The organism is Prevotella melaninogenica (assembly GCF_018127925.1).
Taxonomy (GTDB): Bacteria; Bacteroidota; Bacteroidia; order Bacteroidales; family Bacteroidaceae; genus Prevotella; species Prevotella melaninogenica_C.
Map to the genome: position 1 here is coordinate 475,704 of NZ_CP072347.1, position 17,056 is coordinate 492,759.

The following is a 17,056-nucleotide window of genomic DNA, read 5'->3' on the forward strand; positions in this document are numbered from 1 at the left end:
AAAACAGATTACTTTAGAATAATGTAAGCTGTCCCGAATGTTGCTCTATAGCAAAGTCTATGTTCACTGCTGGCTTCTTCTCAAAGAAGCTGTAAGCTGCAATAGCAGAGAGAACATTCATTGCGAAATTAAATATGCTTCTATGCCTTGAATGCACTAATTGAGCTACATTCTTTAGCTCATCATTGATAGTCTCTATTACAGATCTTTTCCTTAGAAGAAGTCTATCATAAAGTGGCATTAGTTTGTTTTTCATGTTACTCCTAATGCCAGTAACTAAATTTATTCCATCATTGAACAATCGCTCAAATAATCCTTGAGAAATGTACCCTTTGTCTGCAAACAATTTACCAAACACATTGTCTGTCAACCTGTTAAATACATTTTCGTCTCGGTCATCAACATTTGCTTTAGTAAGCATAAAGTTTAGAATCTCACCTCTTTCATTACAGATAAGATGTAGTTTGAATCCAAAATACCATCCCATTGTACTCTTACCCCTTGTTGCATAATTTCTAAAAACCTTATTGCGACAAATACATTTATTATGGCAAACTGGAATACAAGTTGAATCCATAAAACTAATACCAGTACACCTCCCAAAACAACATATCTGCAGGAACATCATCATCTCTACAGAGACTCTTGCCTCTAATTCAAGAAAACGATTATAAGACAATTGATTTGGAAATAAATCTGCTAAATGCTCTTTTACGAAAAAGGTATAATAGTGACGAAAATTACGATAGGAATTAAAGTGGAAGCAAATTAATATCGTTATGATTTCAGACTTACTCATACGCCACCTACGATGGCGATGACATCCTTTATTCTTTTCTGAGAGACCTATTTTATCAGTTTCTAACTCAAATTCTTTGCAAAAGTCATCTGCAATACAGAAAATTTCAGTAATTTTGTCCTTGGTAATCATTGTTATATTTATTGTAATTGATTGATTTTCAACTATAAAGTTACAAAAATATAATGAGATTACCAACTTTTTGCAGACTTTTCTTATCCCGAGTTCAGGTAAGTAGTTTACCGCCCTTTCTAAAACCATCTAATTAGGGATAATCATACCATGTCTGCGGATTGATTTTATTCTATTAATAATCTACGCCATTTAACGGAAGAATCTAAATAAAGCCATATCGACATCTCCCTACGGAGATGAAGATATGGCATTTTGATTTGTAGAAAAGATTTGTTATATTTTATGCGTACGGTAAATTAAGTAATCACCATCCGCTTGGATTGTAAATTCATTCGATGAGGCTTCGTTCAGTGTTCCCTGCCATAGCTCGCTGAATGGATAGATATCCCATTTCAGTCCGTTACTACTTAGCTCTTTGCTGGTTGCATTGAAGATGCTGACTTGCTGTCCAGGGAATGATTCAAAGCGCATTGTACCTGATGCCGCAACAAAATATCCATAGTCGGTTACCATCACTGGGTCGATAGCCAACTGGCGATAGTAATAGAGCATGAGAGAGATGTTGCCCAAGGTATGATCTTCACGCTTGCCAGTTGCTCCGAGGTAGCAGAAGCGAGGACGAGTATGGGTCGGTGCATCTATCTTCAGATGTGAACGAGCAAAGAGGGTAGCCTTGGTGAGGTCGTTAAACTCCTGCTCCGAAATCGGATGATAGATATGTGCATAGCGTTGTTTCAACTCTTCAGAGAGCGAGTCACCATCACCCACCACTGCCGTTGGCTCTATATCATATTCCAATAAATCCTCCAAAGCACCGTCACAAACTATCAGATTCTCCGCAGTGCGTAGGATGTGAAGGGGTAGGACGTGGGTTGGGAAGTCGCCTGCAGCAAGGATGACGGCAGAGAAGCCTCTCCCAACCCCTCCGAAAGGAGGGGAGTGCCTAACGGAGTGCTCGTTGGGAATGTGTTGGTGTTGTCCGCCCTTGTTATTCTCTTTATTATTGATAATCATTTATCTTGCTATTCTTATTCTAATCTTTCTCCCTTTCGAGATACTTTGTATTCATTTTATTTATTGTTGTAACTTCTTCTTCAACCTATCAATATGATTTGGGGAGCCTTTATCCCGTTAGGCATTCCCCTCCTTTGGAGGGGTTAGGGGAGGTCTTTGTCCCGATAGATATCTTTTTCTTCTAATAGTTAGGGGAGGTCTTCCCTATTTGCACTCCCCTCCTTTCGGAGGGGTCGGGGGAGGCCCCTCCTCCACTTAAAATACCCAGCCACAGCGATAACGGCATAGAAGGCATAGAGTCCTACAGTGAAAGGAATCCCTTTATATACATAAAGTCCTGCTAATTCGATGTCGACAACAATCCATATCCACCACTGTTCGATGTATTTCTTTGCTAACGCCCACAGTCCGATGAAGCTGAGTGCATTACCGAAGCTATCTAATACCGGTACGGTAGAGTTTGTGAACTTGATGAGGATGGTATAGAGTGCAGCCCAGAGAAGGAGGAAGGTAAGCAATGAGGGAAGTATCAACCGACGAGGATAGTGTGTGATAGGAATCTCCTCCGCCCCTTTCTTCCTTCCGAACTTCCAATACAAGAAGCCATAGATAGCTGCCAATGTATAGTATATCTGCATTCCAAAGTCCGCATACAGTCCTGCCTCGTAATAGACAAACATATAGATGACAGGCATAATAATACCCGTCAACCAAAGCCATATACTCGCTTTGTATTCTTGATAGATGTAAATTAGGCCAACGATGCAGCCCAGCATGTCTAATGTCATATTAAAATAAGATAGCGTAGCACCACCAAGCGGACCACCAATGCACCACCAAGCGGCCTCTCCCCCTTCCCCTCCCCCAAAGGGAGGGGCGTAGAATGTGTGATACCCCTTGTGATTAGTAGATAAGTTCACAAGTAGACAAACTTGTGTGTAAACAATTTGTCCTGCTTGGAAGTTGATTCTTTTCTTACAAGCAATCTACAAGCAAACAGTACATTTCACGCCCCTCCCTTCGGGGGAGGGGATGGGGGAGGGGCCAGTTGGTGGTGCTGCTTTCTGTTTAAAACTTCACCGCAACACTTCCCATCATATTAAACCCTGCCATTGGGATAAAACCAATCTGCGTATAACGGTTCTCATTAGGATGACCGTTGTTGTCAAGGATTGTGCTGTACACCCATCCGCTGGCTGCATAATGGCGATTGAAGATATTGTTGAGGTTCACACCGAAGACAGCTTCCTTCAAACCTGCAATGTGCTTGGTAGGACGAAGGGTATAGCTGAGGTTGACATTCGTCTGTGAATAGCATGGCAGTGAGCGTGTCATGTTCTCGGTATTGTCGAGATACTGACGACTGACGAAGTTTGTATGCCATACTGCCTCAAAGCCTTTGTAATGAAGATTGAGCATACCATTGAGGATAGCTGATGGTGAGAAAGCCAAAGTAGAGTGGTTGTAATGAATCTTACGGAACGAAGCCTCCCAGTCAACACTTGCCATCTCGTCAAAGTCCTTGATGATATTACGGCTCAAAGCAGCGTTACCTTCAACGGTCAACCATGACAGTGGACTCCATCCAGCCTCAATCTCAGCACCCATACGATAGCTGTCCTTGATGTTTGTAGTCAGATTCGCACCGATATCACTCTGCGCACCCGTCTGTACAAACTGGTTGTTATAGTCCATATAATAGAGGTTCACCCCTGCTCTCCAGTTGCGACCATTGTATTGATAGCCCATTTCGATATCCATCATACGCTCTGGTGAAGGTGCAGGATAACTACCGTTGTTGGTGAAGTTATTACGTTCTGGTTCACGACTGGCGTGCGCAATAGAAGCGTATGCCTTGTGACCACCACGATAATAGCTGATTCCCGCTTTCGGATTAACGAAGTCATAACGCTCGCTAATATCCAAGAGTTGGTTCTGATAGCCACTTCCCACCTTATAGAAACGGTCGTTCTGACCATCGGTCATATACTCCACATGACGAATCTGCAGGTCCATAAAAACGTTCCAATAGTCTGCAAAGTTGTATTTTGCCTTGAAGAATCCGCTGTAATCATACTTATGTGCCTTAGAGGCATAATACTTATAATCATTGCCACCAGCACGATACTTCGCATCTGCCTCCTCATTCTTTATATAAGTAAGGTAGCCGAAATGACTGCCACGGAACTGCTGTAGATTCAGTCCACCCGTTACGTCCCAGTTCTCGTCTTTGTAATTGCTGGTGTAGACAATGCCGTAGGTGTGCTGTGACAAACCTTTCAGGCGTACAAAGTCAGACTTCTTGATAAACTTACCATTGCTGTCAGTGAACGCCAAGCCGAATTTAGCAAACTTTGCATTATGCTTAAATTCGCTATAATAACCGTAACCGTAGGTGTAATGCAGGGTTACATTATGACTCCAATGATTGGAAGGGTGGAAAGCAAACGATAAGAGGTTATGATTCTGATAGAAATTATCTGTCGTCTTGTTCCAGAATGAGCCGTCACGCATCGTGTAACGGGCTGTCTCGTAGTTGCCATTCCCATCCTTTACGAAGGCTCCGTTAGCATCGGTCTGCAAGTATTCATAGAGTTGGTTGAACTTACCCAAACCTCTGTCATACATGTCTTTATAGGTTGTGATACCTGTCTTTGTGCCGTATGTACCATCCATCAAACTTAAGTCGTCGCTACCCGTAACGACACCATTCCATGCCTGACCCGTCTTCTCGAAGTTGCCGATGTTCTTATAGCTGATGCGGAAGTTATCCCCCAACCATGTAAGTCCACCATAGTAAGACCCCGAACGCCCACTTGTACCATTGATATATCCGTCTGTTGTGGTTTCGTGGTAAGCTCCATCGAAGATAAGATGATTGAACAACAGACCCGTAGAGAACTTCATGCCTGCGTTATACGTATTGTATGAGCCGTATGAACCACTCACCTCAATGCTTGGTTGTCGGCTTGGTGCACTCGTTGCCAACGACACCGAACCACCGAAAGCACCATCACCATTGGTCGATGTTCCGATACCACGCTGTATCTGTACACTATTCATCAGCGAAGCGTAAGAGTTCATATTAGCCCAGAAAACCGTCTGATCTTCTGGTGAATTGAGCGATACTCCGTCTAACGTAATATTGATTCTACTACCCGCAGCACCACGGATGCGCATTGCTGCCGTACCGGTTCCGAGTCCATTCTCGCCCCAAGCCAAAACGCCCGGAGTCTGAGCGAGGAGGAATGGCATTTCACGTCCACTCTTAGAAAAGGCTTCAAGTTCCTTCTTTTTAATATTAGATACTGCGTATGGAGCACTCTTTGGTACACGTACACCTGCCACAACGACCTCGTCAAGCTGCTGTTGTTTCAGCGTGTCGGTCATTGTTTGCGCCTTTGTGATAGCAACACAAGTCAATGCTGCTGTAAACAGGATAATTCTTTTCATATCCCAGGTTGATGATATTAAGATAAAATAAAAAGGGGGAATCTTCCTACGACGGCATTATCCGTATCAGGTCAATGGGTATAATCTCAGCAAGCCCAAACAGGCAAGCACCCCTTAGTTTCCATTCTGAAAACCACTGCAAAAGTAACACTTTCTTATCAAACTGCCAAATGTAATCTGTATAAATGTCGGATGCGCGTGTTTATATTCCTTTCTTTCTATATAGAGAGTGATAACTATTTTCTAACAAGAGAAACTATTATATTTCTCACAATATAAGTTTTGTTTTGATTTGCTGTCACTATTAACATTTCATTCATTCCCTCTGTAATCTAACGAGTTATCTTGTGTCTTTAAGTGATAGCAGTGACAGCAAAATTGAAATACGCAAAAAGGAAAGAAGATTAGAAGTGTCTAAAACCATAGATTTTATAGCTAACATTACTATTAAGCTCAATCGTGCAACAACTTGTTGCACAATTAGAATAAATCTCAGAAGTACTTTCGGTACTCGGTCGTAACAATGCCATGTAGACAGAATAAATCTCCTTTTGGGTTCTTCCGGAATTTGGAGTGATGTGATGATGTCCTTTATGCTACTTGTTAGTAAAGAAAATTTATAAATAGTTCATTATAAGCGTTTTGTAGCGTGTATAACCCATGTGATCCAACAACAACTTTCGTAACCTTTAAATTAGAACTTTGTATTCTTTAATATCAGTAAACAAAGGGGATATAAAAGTATATAAATTATAAAAGTTATTGATAATCAGATATTAAACACTATCACTCCAAATTCCGGAAGAACCTCCTTTTGTCTTTTTTCTTTCTGTCCTTCTGTCTTTTTTATTATTCTGTCTTTATTTGTCTTTTTGTCATTCTGTCTTCTTTTGTTCTTCTGTCATTTTTGGTCATTCTGTCATTCTGTCTCTTTTTGTCCTTCTGTCTTGTAAATATAATTCTAATATTGAAAATCAAAAAGGCATTAATTACCTCTCAATTAATGCCCTTTTGGCTTTCAAAAGATGCCCTTTAAGCCCCTTACTAACGCCCTTTTGAAGTCCAATTAAGCACCTTTTCTGTATCGCCTTTGTAACTAATTGAATTTCTGACTGTTGTAGGCTTGTTCCTTATACGTGTTTTCTACCTTTGTTTTAGGTGTTTTATGGGATTTGATGTAAATATTTTTCACTAAACACTCCGTATTTTATAGCTTGCAAATGGATAGCGATTTTATGTCGGCAGGAGGATACTAAAAGAGGTTATTGGCTATCTAAGTCATCTGTTTCTCACTATAAAGTATTATCTTTGTGGGCGAGTATTACTCATGTATGTTTTTTCAACGAAAGCATTGTATTATGGAGAAGAAGGTATATTTTGCAGGTTCTATTCGTGGCGGTAGGGAGGATGCGGCTGTGTATAAGCGCATTATAGATTATATCAATGCAACGGATACGGTGTTGACGGAGCATATCGGATTAGGGAGTTTGAGTGTGAAGACACGTACGAAAGAGGATGACGTACATATATATGAGCGTGATACAGAGTGGCTTAGGTCATCCGATGTGCTGATAGCAGAATGTACGAACCCTTCTCATGGCGTCGGTTATGAATTAGCATACGCTGAGGCTCGTAATATCCCTGTGCGTATCTTCTATGACAAGCGCAAAGCCAATATCTCCGCAATGCTGAATGGCGACGCCTATTTTAAGGTTTATCCATACGAGAACGAAGCGGAGATATATCCCGTTCTTGATAAAATCTTAGGAAATAAGTAGGGCGGTTTAATAGAGAAAAATCAATATTCGAGGTTGACAGTATGCTCTCATTCTTGTCAAGATAGGGACGGACATGCTTGCTTTTTCAGTTATAAAGCAAAGTGGGTAGTGAGCATCACACTTCTTGGACGAAGCTGGTAGAGGGTGTAGCTTTCGGAAAGATTGCTGTTAGAACGATAGATAAAGGTTTTTGTATTGAAGACATTATCGACGTTCAAGACGAATTGTATCTTCTTTTTTGTTTTAAAGGTGATACTAAGATTCATAAAGGTGTAATCCTTTTTATCCGTAAAACCACTGTTATGTGTGTATTGTAGGTTGGTGTTAAGTATCAGTCTGTCAGGGATAAAAGCCATGGAGATCGTAGCCTCATTGCTAAAGTTGCGAATCATATTTTTATAGTTACCCGACTTTGATTGAGAGATTGCCCATCGACAATTCTCTGTTAGTCGGATGTTCTTGATAAGATTAAAAGCAAGGTTGGCAGAGACGAAGAAACTATTATATTGATAGTCGGTGATGACTGACTGACGCAGTATCGTGCTTGTGTTAGTCGAATAATCAGCTGTTGCCCCGATACTCATGTCGTGCCAAGTAATCTCCTTTCTTACATTTGCTGTCATAGAGAAGCTGCTTTGGTGGTTCGGAGCATATTCTGCTTGCAGTAGTGTATGCGCATTCTGGTCTATTGTCGTACCATAAACCATGTCACTCCATGAGCGACTAACCGCCCCAGAGAGATAGGCAAAGAACTGATGAGGGATATTCTTGTAGTGTATCTTCCCATGTATAGTTGCCGATTTGTTTTCCGATAGATTCACCTTGTAGCGGTTCAGTGTCCTATAGTTGCTCATCAGATAAGCAGTGAACAGACTTCTCCAACTCGTAGGAAACATTCCATAACTTCCTCCTGCAGAAAGCGTCCAATTGTCCGTAGCTTTCCAAAGCATTGTAAAAGATGGCGAGAAGAGTAGGGTTGTGCGCTTTCCTTTCGTCGTCTCGTTAACTATTGGTTCGTTATCCACCTTTGTATAGTTGAGCGATAAAGGCAGATTGAACGATAGGCGGAACGTATTTTTGACATATTGTAGGTTGGCTCCAATGTTGCTTTTTATCTGCAAGTAACCCATGTCGCCGCTCGTCGCTATCGTCACAGCTGTATCGTTTAATAGACTTTTCAGTCCCACATATTCAATATCAAACTCTGCGGAAGGCGCAATAGTCCAGTTTTGTTTTCGGATGTTTCTTATCAAAGTGAGGCTGTTGTAACTTCCCATGTTTGAGAGTCTTACATCTTGTCTTACCTGCATATCCCCTTCAATGGCGAGAGCTTGTGGATTTGTCTGTACAAAGTTGGTTGTCTTTAGCTTAAAACCTCCACCATTGGTTGTACGCTGAATCCACTCTGTGTGATTGTTCAGTCCTAAGTTCCTATTAAAAGCATGTTGCTGGATACGTGCATTGTTTGACAAAGTTAGACCATTGTCGTCGCTCCAGTTTCCTGCTAAGTCAAGTGTGTTTTTAAGATAAGTCTTACTGCCGTTGTTCTCATAATGCAACTGCATTGTGGCTGCATTCGTTGTATTACGCGCAGAAATGTCTTCGGTCATCATACGGGTACTTGCATCAGGGAGCAGATAAGTGGTTTGCGAATAGCTACTTTGCCGTTGGATATCGTGTCTGTAGGTAATGTTATACTTTATTTCCGCCGTCTCACTTAGTTTGTTGAGATTGCTGAAACAGATGTTATGCTGATTGTTACGTAGACTCTTACCTACAGGAGATGACCCCGGAAAGATGATGGATGTTAGGCGAGAGGCTCCGATATTACTCCCACCATAGTATGATTTAAACCAATCAACGCTTGAACCGTTATTATCTGTTTCGTAATAGAAAACGTGCTGTTGTCTTTGCGCGAAGTACATAAGGGCAGCATTGACCTCTCTCAATAAACCGTTAGAATCGAAGCCTACCCCTAAGTCTATGGTCTTTAGCCATCTGCCCTTTGCTTTCTTCTTTAGCCTTAAGTTGATAGCTGCCGATTCAGGTGGTATCTGATCCTGCAATGCCTTGATATGTTCATGGTTTTCCATCACCTGCACCGTACTGACATCCTCAGCCTTAATACCATTCGTAGCGATGCTATATTTGCCCGCAAACATATCCATGTTCTCAATGTAGAAATGGTTGATAGGCACACCTTGATACTTCACCATGCCACCTTCTAACGTGATACCTGGCAGCTGTTTGAGGATATCACCAATGGTTCTGTCCTGTCCTTTCATATAGGCAGAGACCAAGTAGTTCAGTGTGTCCCTACTTCCCCATAGCTTTCTTGCCTTTATCTCTACTTCTTTCAGCGTGATACTCTCGTAGGTGGTATTGAAGTTAACGGTCTGATTCGTTGGAGTTATCCGCTTTACCTGCCGTTTTATATTGAATCCTGTCAGGTTTAAAAGAAGGTTCTCATTTGTTTGTAGATAGCTGATAGCGTATCTGCCGTCTTCATTGGTCACGCTACTCGCAAGAATGGAAGAATCCTTTTCTTGTATGATTGTAAGAATACAGCCATCCATAGGTTGATGTTTATTATCAACCACACGCCCAGTAATAGTCAGAGAGTCTCCCTGACTATTCTGAGCCTTACTGTTTATAGACAATAAGCTGATAAACGATAGTAAGATAAGTAGGCGTCTTATCATTCTCGTTCCAAAGGATTGTCGAATGTAAAGAGCGTTAGTTTCACAACTTGTCCATTGAAATTAGTTGTAGTGAAGTTGTAGCCATAACTCTCAAGGTAGCCTGCAGGATCTTTCAGCAAGAGCCTCTCTTGCTTGCGTGTGTTCTCACGAGAAGTCTTTACATAGTTCCTGTCAAGGAAATAGATAGGGGTTGCTGTCTTAGGCTTTTCTATGCCAGTAACCGTCCAATGATAATCTCCCTCTTTGGTTTCAGCCTCCATAACCAAGCCCGGCAGTCCTGTAAACTTCCACGGACCGTATGAAAGCGGAATCTTGGTAGTGAACCATACCTTATAATTTCTTCCACGATAAGAACAGGTTGCAGCTGTACAATCGTAGTCTAAAAGTGTTTTATGCTCGGTTGTAAGTTTCCATTGCATCTTCGGAGTAGCCTCTTGATAAAGGTAAGAGCCAGCTCCGTCCATATTGTAAATAACTGTTGTCTTTCCCTTTGGATAGCCAATATAGGTTTCACCAACGTTAGCGACGAGTTTCATAGATGCTCTTGAACCACGCTTCCCATTACGTAGAAAGGCTTTAGCCATTCTTAGGTCAGCATTATGTTCACTCTCCACAAAACTCTGGCATACCTTACGTCCGATGTAAGTATATACTTTCTCAAAGTCAGGATTATTCTGTCCTGATAGGTCATATTTAACGGTTAGGTCATAAGAAACAATCAACTGTGTCGTGTCAATTGCTGTATGCTTAAAAACATCTAATTCCGTCTTCTCCTGTGCATTTGCAGATAACGATAAGGTTATCGCAATTAGTAGTAGTTTAATCTTCAAATTCATAGTTATATTATCTATTAAGTAAATCAAAAACGAGTACAATTGTACGAAATCTTTTTGTAAAATGCAAGTGAATGTTCCTTTAAGTTTAAATTATTTTTGGTTCTTCTGCTAAATGTGTGGACGCTTTTCGTATTGCTTTAGTGAAAGAACCAAAGTCACTCACTAAACCTAAAATGCTACTTATTTACTTGTTTTATTATCCTTATTCTCAATTTGTAGGACGCAAAAATGTTTACACTCACTCTTTAAAAGTGGGAGTATAAGTGTGATATTGAATTGGTATTTGATCCTTATTCTGTTATCCTAATTGAAGAACTTAATTCTGTTTCACACTGCTCTTTTACCTTAAGCCAATATAGATTATCATTAGTTTTTAATTATATTTGTCCCCAGATTACCTCCTTTTAGTGATTAACTAAAGTTTCCCACCCCTTAAAACACTGTCTTTTCTCATTTTCCTTTGCTTGTCATCCCCCATATCCATTGACTTTTAACACATGACTAACTGAAGTTATACGGTGTGCCCATATACTTCATCCCATTTTTCCAATGCTTCAGCCATTACAAGGATTTTACTCAACTCTTTGTCGTTACCGCTGATTGTAGCCATAAGGTGTTGGGGCGTCAATCCAAGTGTTTCTCCTAAAATACGAAGAATGCGTTCAATACAGGCAAGAACTCGTTTCCATAGCGTGAGTGCCATGAGATCGTCCTCCATATCCGAAAAGAGTTCGCCCATGGTTTGATATTCTGTGAATCTCTTTTCCAAAGCCATGACAGTATATGTAAGGTAACACAGCGTTGCGTCAGCTATCTGACCATTAAAGTCGCAACCTTGATAACCTCCTAATCCAAGATATTGCTTAGTCTCCTTGTTCATCACCTCTATGTTCCATCTAATCTGATACACCTCAAAGGCTTTTACGAAAGACATCGTTGTATCCGTGGTGAGCAGGACGTTCCATACGGAGTTTCTACCATATTTGATGAGGAAGATTCTTACAGGTATATCTCCTAAGTGTCCGCTGAGTTGAATATATCGACATTTGTACTTACGGCAGTTCTTTCCTCGTTCGCGTTCATAGGTAGCAATGAGTTCTGCAGCATTTTTCTTCCTGCCTGATACGGTGTATTTTGTCTTTCCCATTTTTGCAAGTCCAACAAAGTGCATTGCCCCTTTGCCTATGCTTCTAACACATGCCATAAGTTGCTCACAGGTAAACCGACTATCAGTAATCACATATTTCGCATGCAAGCCCATCTTCCATCCACGGCGAAGCATATCCATGGCAACTTCCATCTTAGACATCTTACACTCTTGAAAGCGCTTATAATCGGGGTTGCCAGTATTCCTCTTGGTATGATATGCCTTTCTGAGTTGCTGTTTTGTCAGCCCGCAGTCGCCTTGTTTCCCTTTTTCCTGATGCAGTGAAAAATCAAAGGGTATGGTTGTCTTGCCGTCAAAGAATGCACAAAGTAGCAGTTTGTAGCCCAATACGCACCTACCTTTTACATGGTCGTAAACACGACTGACACCCTCCATTCTCACACCACTCTTCTCAAGCACAGTATCATCTATAATGAAACCTGTCGTGGTATTGGATTGAGGAGCTTCGCCATACTTACGCAAAAGGCACATATAACGCAGTACAAAGTGGTTCATCAAGCGTCTCCAATCCATCTGGGGGCGAATCATCATCCGATAGAAACAGTTGTTACCATGACTTGAAAGCTCATATATCTTATGTTTGCATATACTGTGAATACTTTCACCCACAATGCGGAAGAGGCAAAGAGAAAGGATTAATTCCGAAGCCGAGACCCCGTCCTGTTTCTCCAATGAAAGACAAGATAACAGGTGACCAATGCCAAACTTGCCAAAAAGATGAAATAAATCATCACTCATTCGAGTTTTAACACTCAAAAGTTTGGATAACTCACTTATTTTCTCTATTTTTGCTTCCATAACAGTTTTGTTGTTTTGTCTTTAAAATCAGTTGTTTGGCGATTACTAATTTACAAAGAAAATTCGACAAACTGTTATTTTTCTATCTATTTATTAGGGTGGGAAACTTTAGTGATTAATTTTAATTTTCGTCTGCATAATTACTGAAACAATTTCAATTTCGCAAGATTTTAATTAAAAACAATACTTGTTTTTTCATTTGCTTTCTTTATGATTAGCAAGCTTCTATAAGTAAGGAGAATGCGAAGTTATGAGCCTAAAAAGGGTCTGAAGTTAAAGGCATTGATTAGAAATAGAATAAAGACTTATACACTTGCATGGTATGACAATTCTTAATGAGGGGGACCTTACAAAGCGAGATAAACTACAAGTTAAATACAAATAGATACTATGTCTATCCATTTTCTACAAGCAAATGATTCTCATGTTAACTGATATTTGTAAACTATTTTCTTGTGAAGCAAAACTAATACATGCTCTTTAGGCTTCTTAAAGGCGCCTAATTGACTTGCAAAAGGTGCCCTTTAAGACCCTTACTAACGCCCTTTTGAAGTCCAATTAACCTCCTTTTACATTGCAACTTTATAACCAACTGATTTTCTGTTGGTTGCAAACTTACTTTTTATACGTGTTTTTATCCTTATCTATAGCTGTATCACTCGAAATTATGTAATGGTTTTTCAATCATTATCTACGCGAAATTTTACCGACTACGAATGACACGAATTATATCGCAATAAGCATTAGAGTAATTAGCGAAATTCATAGTTAGTAAAGGAACATATCATAAAGTTCAAAGTTCAAACCTCAAAGTTCAAAGTTAAGTTCTACTTGTTTCTTTGTCGTTTGAAATAAAAATCGTAACTTTGCAGCCAAATTATTATATAATAAGGTATTAGAAAACGATGATTACACTTTCAAACCTTGCTATCCAATTCGGCAAGAGAGTTCTATACAAGGACGTTAACTTAAAGTTTACACCAGGTAATATTTACGGTGTCATTGGTGCCAATGGTGCTGGTAAATCAACCTTGCTTCGTGCCATTTCTGGCGACTTAGAGCCAAACAAGGGAACAGTAGAGTTGGGACCAGGTGAGCGTCTGTCTGTATTGGAACAGGACCACTTCAAATATGATGAGTATAAGGTAATGGACACAGTCCTCATGGGACATGATGCACTTTGGCAGAACATGAAAGAGCGTGAGGAACTTTATGCTAAGCCAGAGATGACTGAGGAGGATGGTAATCGTGCTGCCGACTTAGAGTTGAAGTTTGCTGAGATGAATGGATGGGAGGCTGAAAGCAATGCTGCACAGTTGCTCCAGAACCTTGGCGTTAAGGAGGATTTGCATGAGAAGCAGATGTCACAGCTCTCAAATACAGAGAAGGTGCGTGTGATGTTGGCTAAAGCTCTCTTTGGTAAGCCAGAGAACTTGTTGCTCGATGAACCTACCAACGACCTCGACCTTGAGACCGTTGAATGGTTAGAGGATTACCTCGGTGAGATTGATGAGCATCAGACGGTATTGGTTGTATCGCACGACCGTCACTTCCTCGACTCTGTCAGCACACAGACAATCGATATCGACTTCGGTAAGGTAACCGTCTTTGCAGGTAACTACTCATTCTGGTATGAGAGTTCACAGTTGGCTTTACGTCAGGCTCAGAACCAGAAGATGAAGGCTGAGGAGAAGAAGAAGCAGTTGGAGGAATTCATCCGCCGATTCTCTGCCAATGTTGCTAAGAGTAAGCAGACAACATCACGTAAGAAGATGTTGGAGCGTCTGAACGTAGAGGAGATTCGTCCATCAAGCCGTAAATATCCGGGTATTATCTTCTCTATGGAGCGTGAGCCAGGTAATCAGATTCTTGAGGTTGAGAACTTGAAGGCTGTTGATGAGGATGGAACAGTACTCTTCGATAATGTGAACTTCAACATTGAGAAGGGACAGAAGGTTGTCTTCCTCTCTCGCAACTCAAAGGCTATGACTGCGCTCTTCGAGATTATCAATGGTAATCGTGAGCCTGATGCTGGTACGTATAACTGGGGTGTGACAATCACTACGGCTTATCTCCCATTGGATAATACCGAGTTCTTCGATTGCGATCTGAACCTCGTTGACTGGTTGTCACAGTTCGGTCCAGGTAACGAAGTGGCTATGAAGGGCTTCTTGGGTCGTATGTTGTTCAAGCAGGAAGAGGTTGAGAAGAAGGTGAACGTACTCTCTGGAGGTGAGAAGATGCGTTGTATGATTGCACGTATGCAGCTTCAGAATGCTAACTGTTTGATTCTTGACACACCAACCAACCACCTTGACTTGGAGAGTATTCAGGCGTTCAATAACAACCTGATTGGCTTTAAGGGTAATATCCTCTTCAGCTCACACGACCATGAGTTTATTAACACCGTGGCTGATCGTATCATTGAGTTGACTCCAAAGGGTACCATCGACAAGCTAATGAGCTACGATGACTATATCCATGACGAGCAGATTAAGGAGCAAAAAGCAGGAATGTACTAAGATTGTCAAAACATGGCATACTATTTGCAAGGGTATGCCATGACAAATAGTGCAATATAATTATGAGTAAGAAAGAGAAAAATATAAAGATTGAAGGCGAAGAACTGGAGTTGAATAACGAAGAAACAACCCAGAACGACGCTGAAGAACAGGCGGAAGATGCTAACGGAGAGGAGACTCCTGCAGAGGAAGAACTCGCACCATTGGTAGCTGCACAGAACGAAGCTGAGCAGTGGAAAGACAAGTATATCCGTTTGGTTGCCGAATTTGAGAACTACAAGAAACGTACACTGAAGGAGAAGTCAGAACTGATTCTCAACGGAAGTGAGAAGACTGTAGCTGCTATTCTGCCTATCCTTGACGACTTTGAGCGTGCTACTGCCGATAAGACAGAGGACCCACAGGCAATTAAAGAAGGTTTCGAACTTATCTATAAGAAGTTTTTGAAGGCCTTGGAGACACTCGGTGTTAACAAGATTGAGACCAATAATGCTGACTTCAACGTCGATTATCATGAGGCTATCGCTATGGTTCCTGGTATGGGCGACGATAAGAAGGGCAAGGTTATCGACTGTGTACAGACTGGTTATACGCTCAATGACAAGGTTATCCGTCACGCAAAGGTTGCTGTCGGACAATAATTTCATAAGGAAGAATGGCAAAAAGAGATTACTATGAGGTGTTAGGTGTCAGCAAAAATGCCTCTGAAGACGAAATAAAGAAAGCATACAGAAAACTTGCTATCAAGTATCATCCTGACCGTAATCCAGATGACCCTGAGGCTGAAGCAAAGTTTAAAGAGGCTGCTGAGGCTTATGATGTACTGCACGATCCACAGAAACGCCAACAGTATGACCAGTTTGGTTTCGATGCTCCTGGCGGTGGCTTTGGTGGTGGTCCCTTCGGTGGAGCTGGTGGTTTCTCTATGGACGATATCTTCTCTATGTTTGGCGATGTGTTCGGCGGACATGGCGGAGGATTTGGCGGCTTCGGAGGTGGCGGTCATCAAGCCCCTAAGTACCGTGGCTCTGACCTTCGTTTAAAGGTTCGTCTGTCGTTGCAAGAGGTTGCTACGGGCGTTACCAAGAAGTTTAAGGTGCGTAAAGACGTTCCTTGCGAACACTGCCACGGCACTGGTGCTGAGGAGGGTAGCGGAACAGAAACTTGCCAGAACTGTCATGGTTCGGGCGTTGAAATCCGTACACAGCAGAGTATCTTTGGTATGATGCAGACCCAGACTACCTGTCACGTATGTAATGGTGAGGGAACTATCATTAAAAATAAGTGTACTCACTGTCATGGTGAAGGCGTTGTAAAGGGCGAGGAAGTCGTTGAAATCAACATACCAGCGGGTGTAGCTGAAGGTATGGTGGTCAATGTTCCTGGCAAGGGTAACGCTGGTAGACACAATGGTGTGGCTGGTAATATCCAAGTATATATCGAGGAGGAACCTAACGACACCTTCATTCGTGACGGACAGAACGTCATCTATAATCTCTTGCTCGATTTCCCAACAGCTGCCTTAGGTGGTCAGGTGGATATCCCAACCATCGATGGCAGTAATGTAAAGATAAAGATTGAACCCGGAACACAGCCTGGTAAGACGCTCCGCCTACGTGGCAAGGGTCTCCCAGCCGTACAAGGTTATGGCAGCGGTACTGGTGATTTAGTGGTTCACATCAGTATTTACGTTCCAAAGGAGTTGAATAAAGAAGAGAAGAAGATTATCGAAGAATTACGCCAAAGCGAAAACTTCCGTGGTGATAACAGCACCAAACGCTCTATCTTTGAGAACTTTAAGAAATTGTTTAGTTGAGCGAGTTGACGAGTGAACGAGTTTACGAGTAAACA

At 41.5% G+C, this 17,056-nt stretch carries 11 protein-coding genes and 1 riboswitch; of the genes, 4 read left to right on the forward strand and 7 right to left on the reverse strand.

Annotated features, from left to right (window positions below; all coding sequences use genetic code 11):
- Positions 1 to 13 precede the first annotated feature (13 nt).
- The 4 genes from J4861_RS01795 to J4861_RS01810 form a co-directional block, all read right to left on the reverse strand.
- Positions 14 to 931, reverse strand: coding sequence for an IS982 family transposase (locus J4861_RS01795; RefSeq protein ID WP_211816477.1), 918 nt, complete (start codon positions 929 to 931; stop codon positions 14 to 16).
- 276 nt (positions 932 to 1,207) lie between these two features.
- The gene (locus J4861_RS01800) at positions 1,208 to 1,948 is read right to left on the reverse strand and encodes a thiamine diphosphokinase (RefSeq protein WP_211816478.1); all 741 of its coding nucleotides are present in this window, start codon (positions 1,946 to 1,948) and stop codon (positions 1,208 to 1,210) included.
- A 188-nt stretch (positions 1,949 to 2,136) separates the two neighbouring features.
- Complete coding sequence (gene pnuC, locus J4861_RS01805) at positions 2,137 to 2,736, reverse strand: nicotinamide riboside transporter PnuC (protein WP_211816479.1); 600 nt, start codon at positions 2,734 to 2,736, stop codon at positions 2,137 to 2,139.
- A gap of 280 nt (positions 2,737 to 3,016) precedes the next feature.
- Positions 3,017 to 5,401, reverse strand: coding sequence for a TonB-dependent receptor (locus tag J4861_RS01810; protein WP_211816480.1), 2,385 nt, complete (start codon positions 5,399 to 5,401; stop codon positions 3,017 to 3,019).
- A gap of 26 nt (positions 5,402 to 5,427) precedes the next feature.
- Positions 5,428 to 5,526: riboswitch (TPP riboswitch) on the reverse strand.
- 1,233 nt (positions 5,527 to 6,759) lie between these two features.
- Between J4861_RS01810 and J4861_RS01815 the strand changes: the two genes are divergently transcribed.
- Positions 6,760 to 7,179: a nucleoside 2-deoxyribosyltransferase gene (locus J4861_RS01815; protein ID WP_211816481.1), complete on the forward strand. Its 420-nt coding sequence runs from the start codon at positions 6,760 to 6,762 to the stop codon at positions 7,177 to 7,179.
- Positions 7,180 to 7,268: 89 nt separating this feature from the next.
- Here the strand turns inward: J4861_RS01815 and J4861_RS01820 are convergent, their stop codons facing one another.
- The 3 genes from J4861_RS01820 to J4861_RS01830 all read right to left on the reverse strand — a co-directional run bounded on the left by J4861_RS01820 (position 7,269) and on the right by J4861_RS01830 (position 12,683).
- Positions 7,269 to 9,881, reverse strand: coding sequence for a TonB-dependent receptor (locus J4861_RS01820; RefSeq protein WP_211816482.1), 2,613 nt, complete (start codon positions 9,879 to 9,881; stop codon positions 7,269 to 7,271).
- Complete coding sequence (locus J4861_RS01825) at positions 9,878 to 10,717, reverse strand: GLPGLI family protein (RefSeq protein ID WP_211816483.1); 840 nt, start codon at positions 10,715 to 10,717, stop codon at positions 9,878 to 9,880. Before J4861_RS01825 ends, J4861_RS01820 begins: the two co-directional genes overlap by 4 nt.
- Positions 10,718 to 11,228: 511 nt before the next feature.
- Complete coding sequence (locus J4861_RS01830) at positions 11,229 to 12,683, reverse strand: IS4 family transposase (RefSeq protein WP_211816484.1); 1,455 nt, start codon at positions 12,681 to 12,683, stop codon at positions 11,229 to 11,231.
- 905 nt (positions 12,684 to 13,588) lie between these two features.
- Here J4861_RS01830 and J4861_RS01835 point away from each other — a divergent pair.
- The 3 genes from J4861_RS01835 (at position 13,589) to dnaJ (ending at position 17,021) form a co-directional block, all read left to right on the forward strand.
- Positions 13,589 to 15,205, forward strand: coding sequence for an ABC-F family ATP-binding cassette domain-containing protein (locus tag J4861_RS01835; protein ID WP_004360592.1), 1,617 nt, complete (start codon positions 13,589 to 13,591; stop codon positions 15,203 to 15,205).
- A 62-nt stretch (positions 15,206 to 15,267) separates the two neighbouring features.
- Complete coding sequence (locus J4861_RS01840) at positions 15,268 to 15,846, forward strand: nucleotide exchange factor GrpE (protein WP_211816485.1); 579 nt, start codon at positions 15,268 to 15,270, stop codon at positions 15,844 to 15,846.
- 14 nt (positions 15,847 to 15,860) lie between these two features.
- Positions 15,861 to 17,021, forward strand: a complete 1,161-nt coding sequence (gene dnaJ / locus J4861_RS01845; protein WP_211816486.1) for a molecular chaperone DnaJ — start codon at positions 15,861 to 15,863, stop codon at positions 17,019 to 17,021.
- Positions 17,022 to 17,056: the final 35 nt, after the last annotated feature.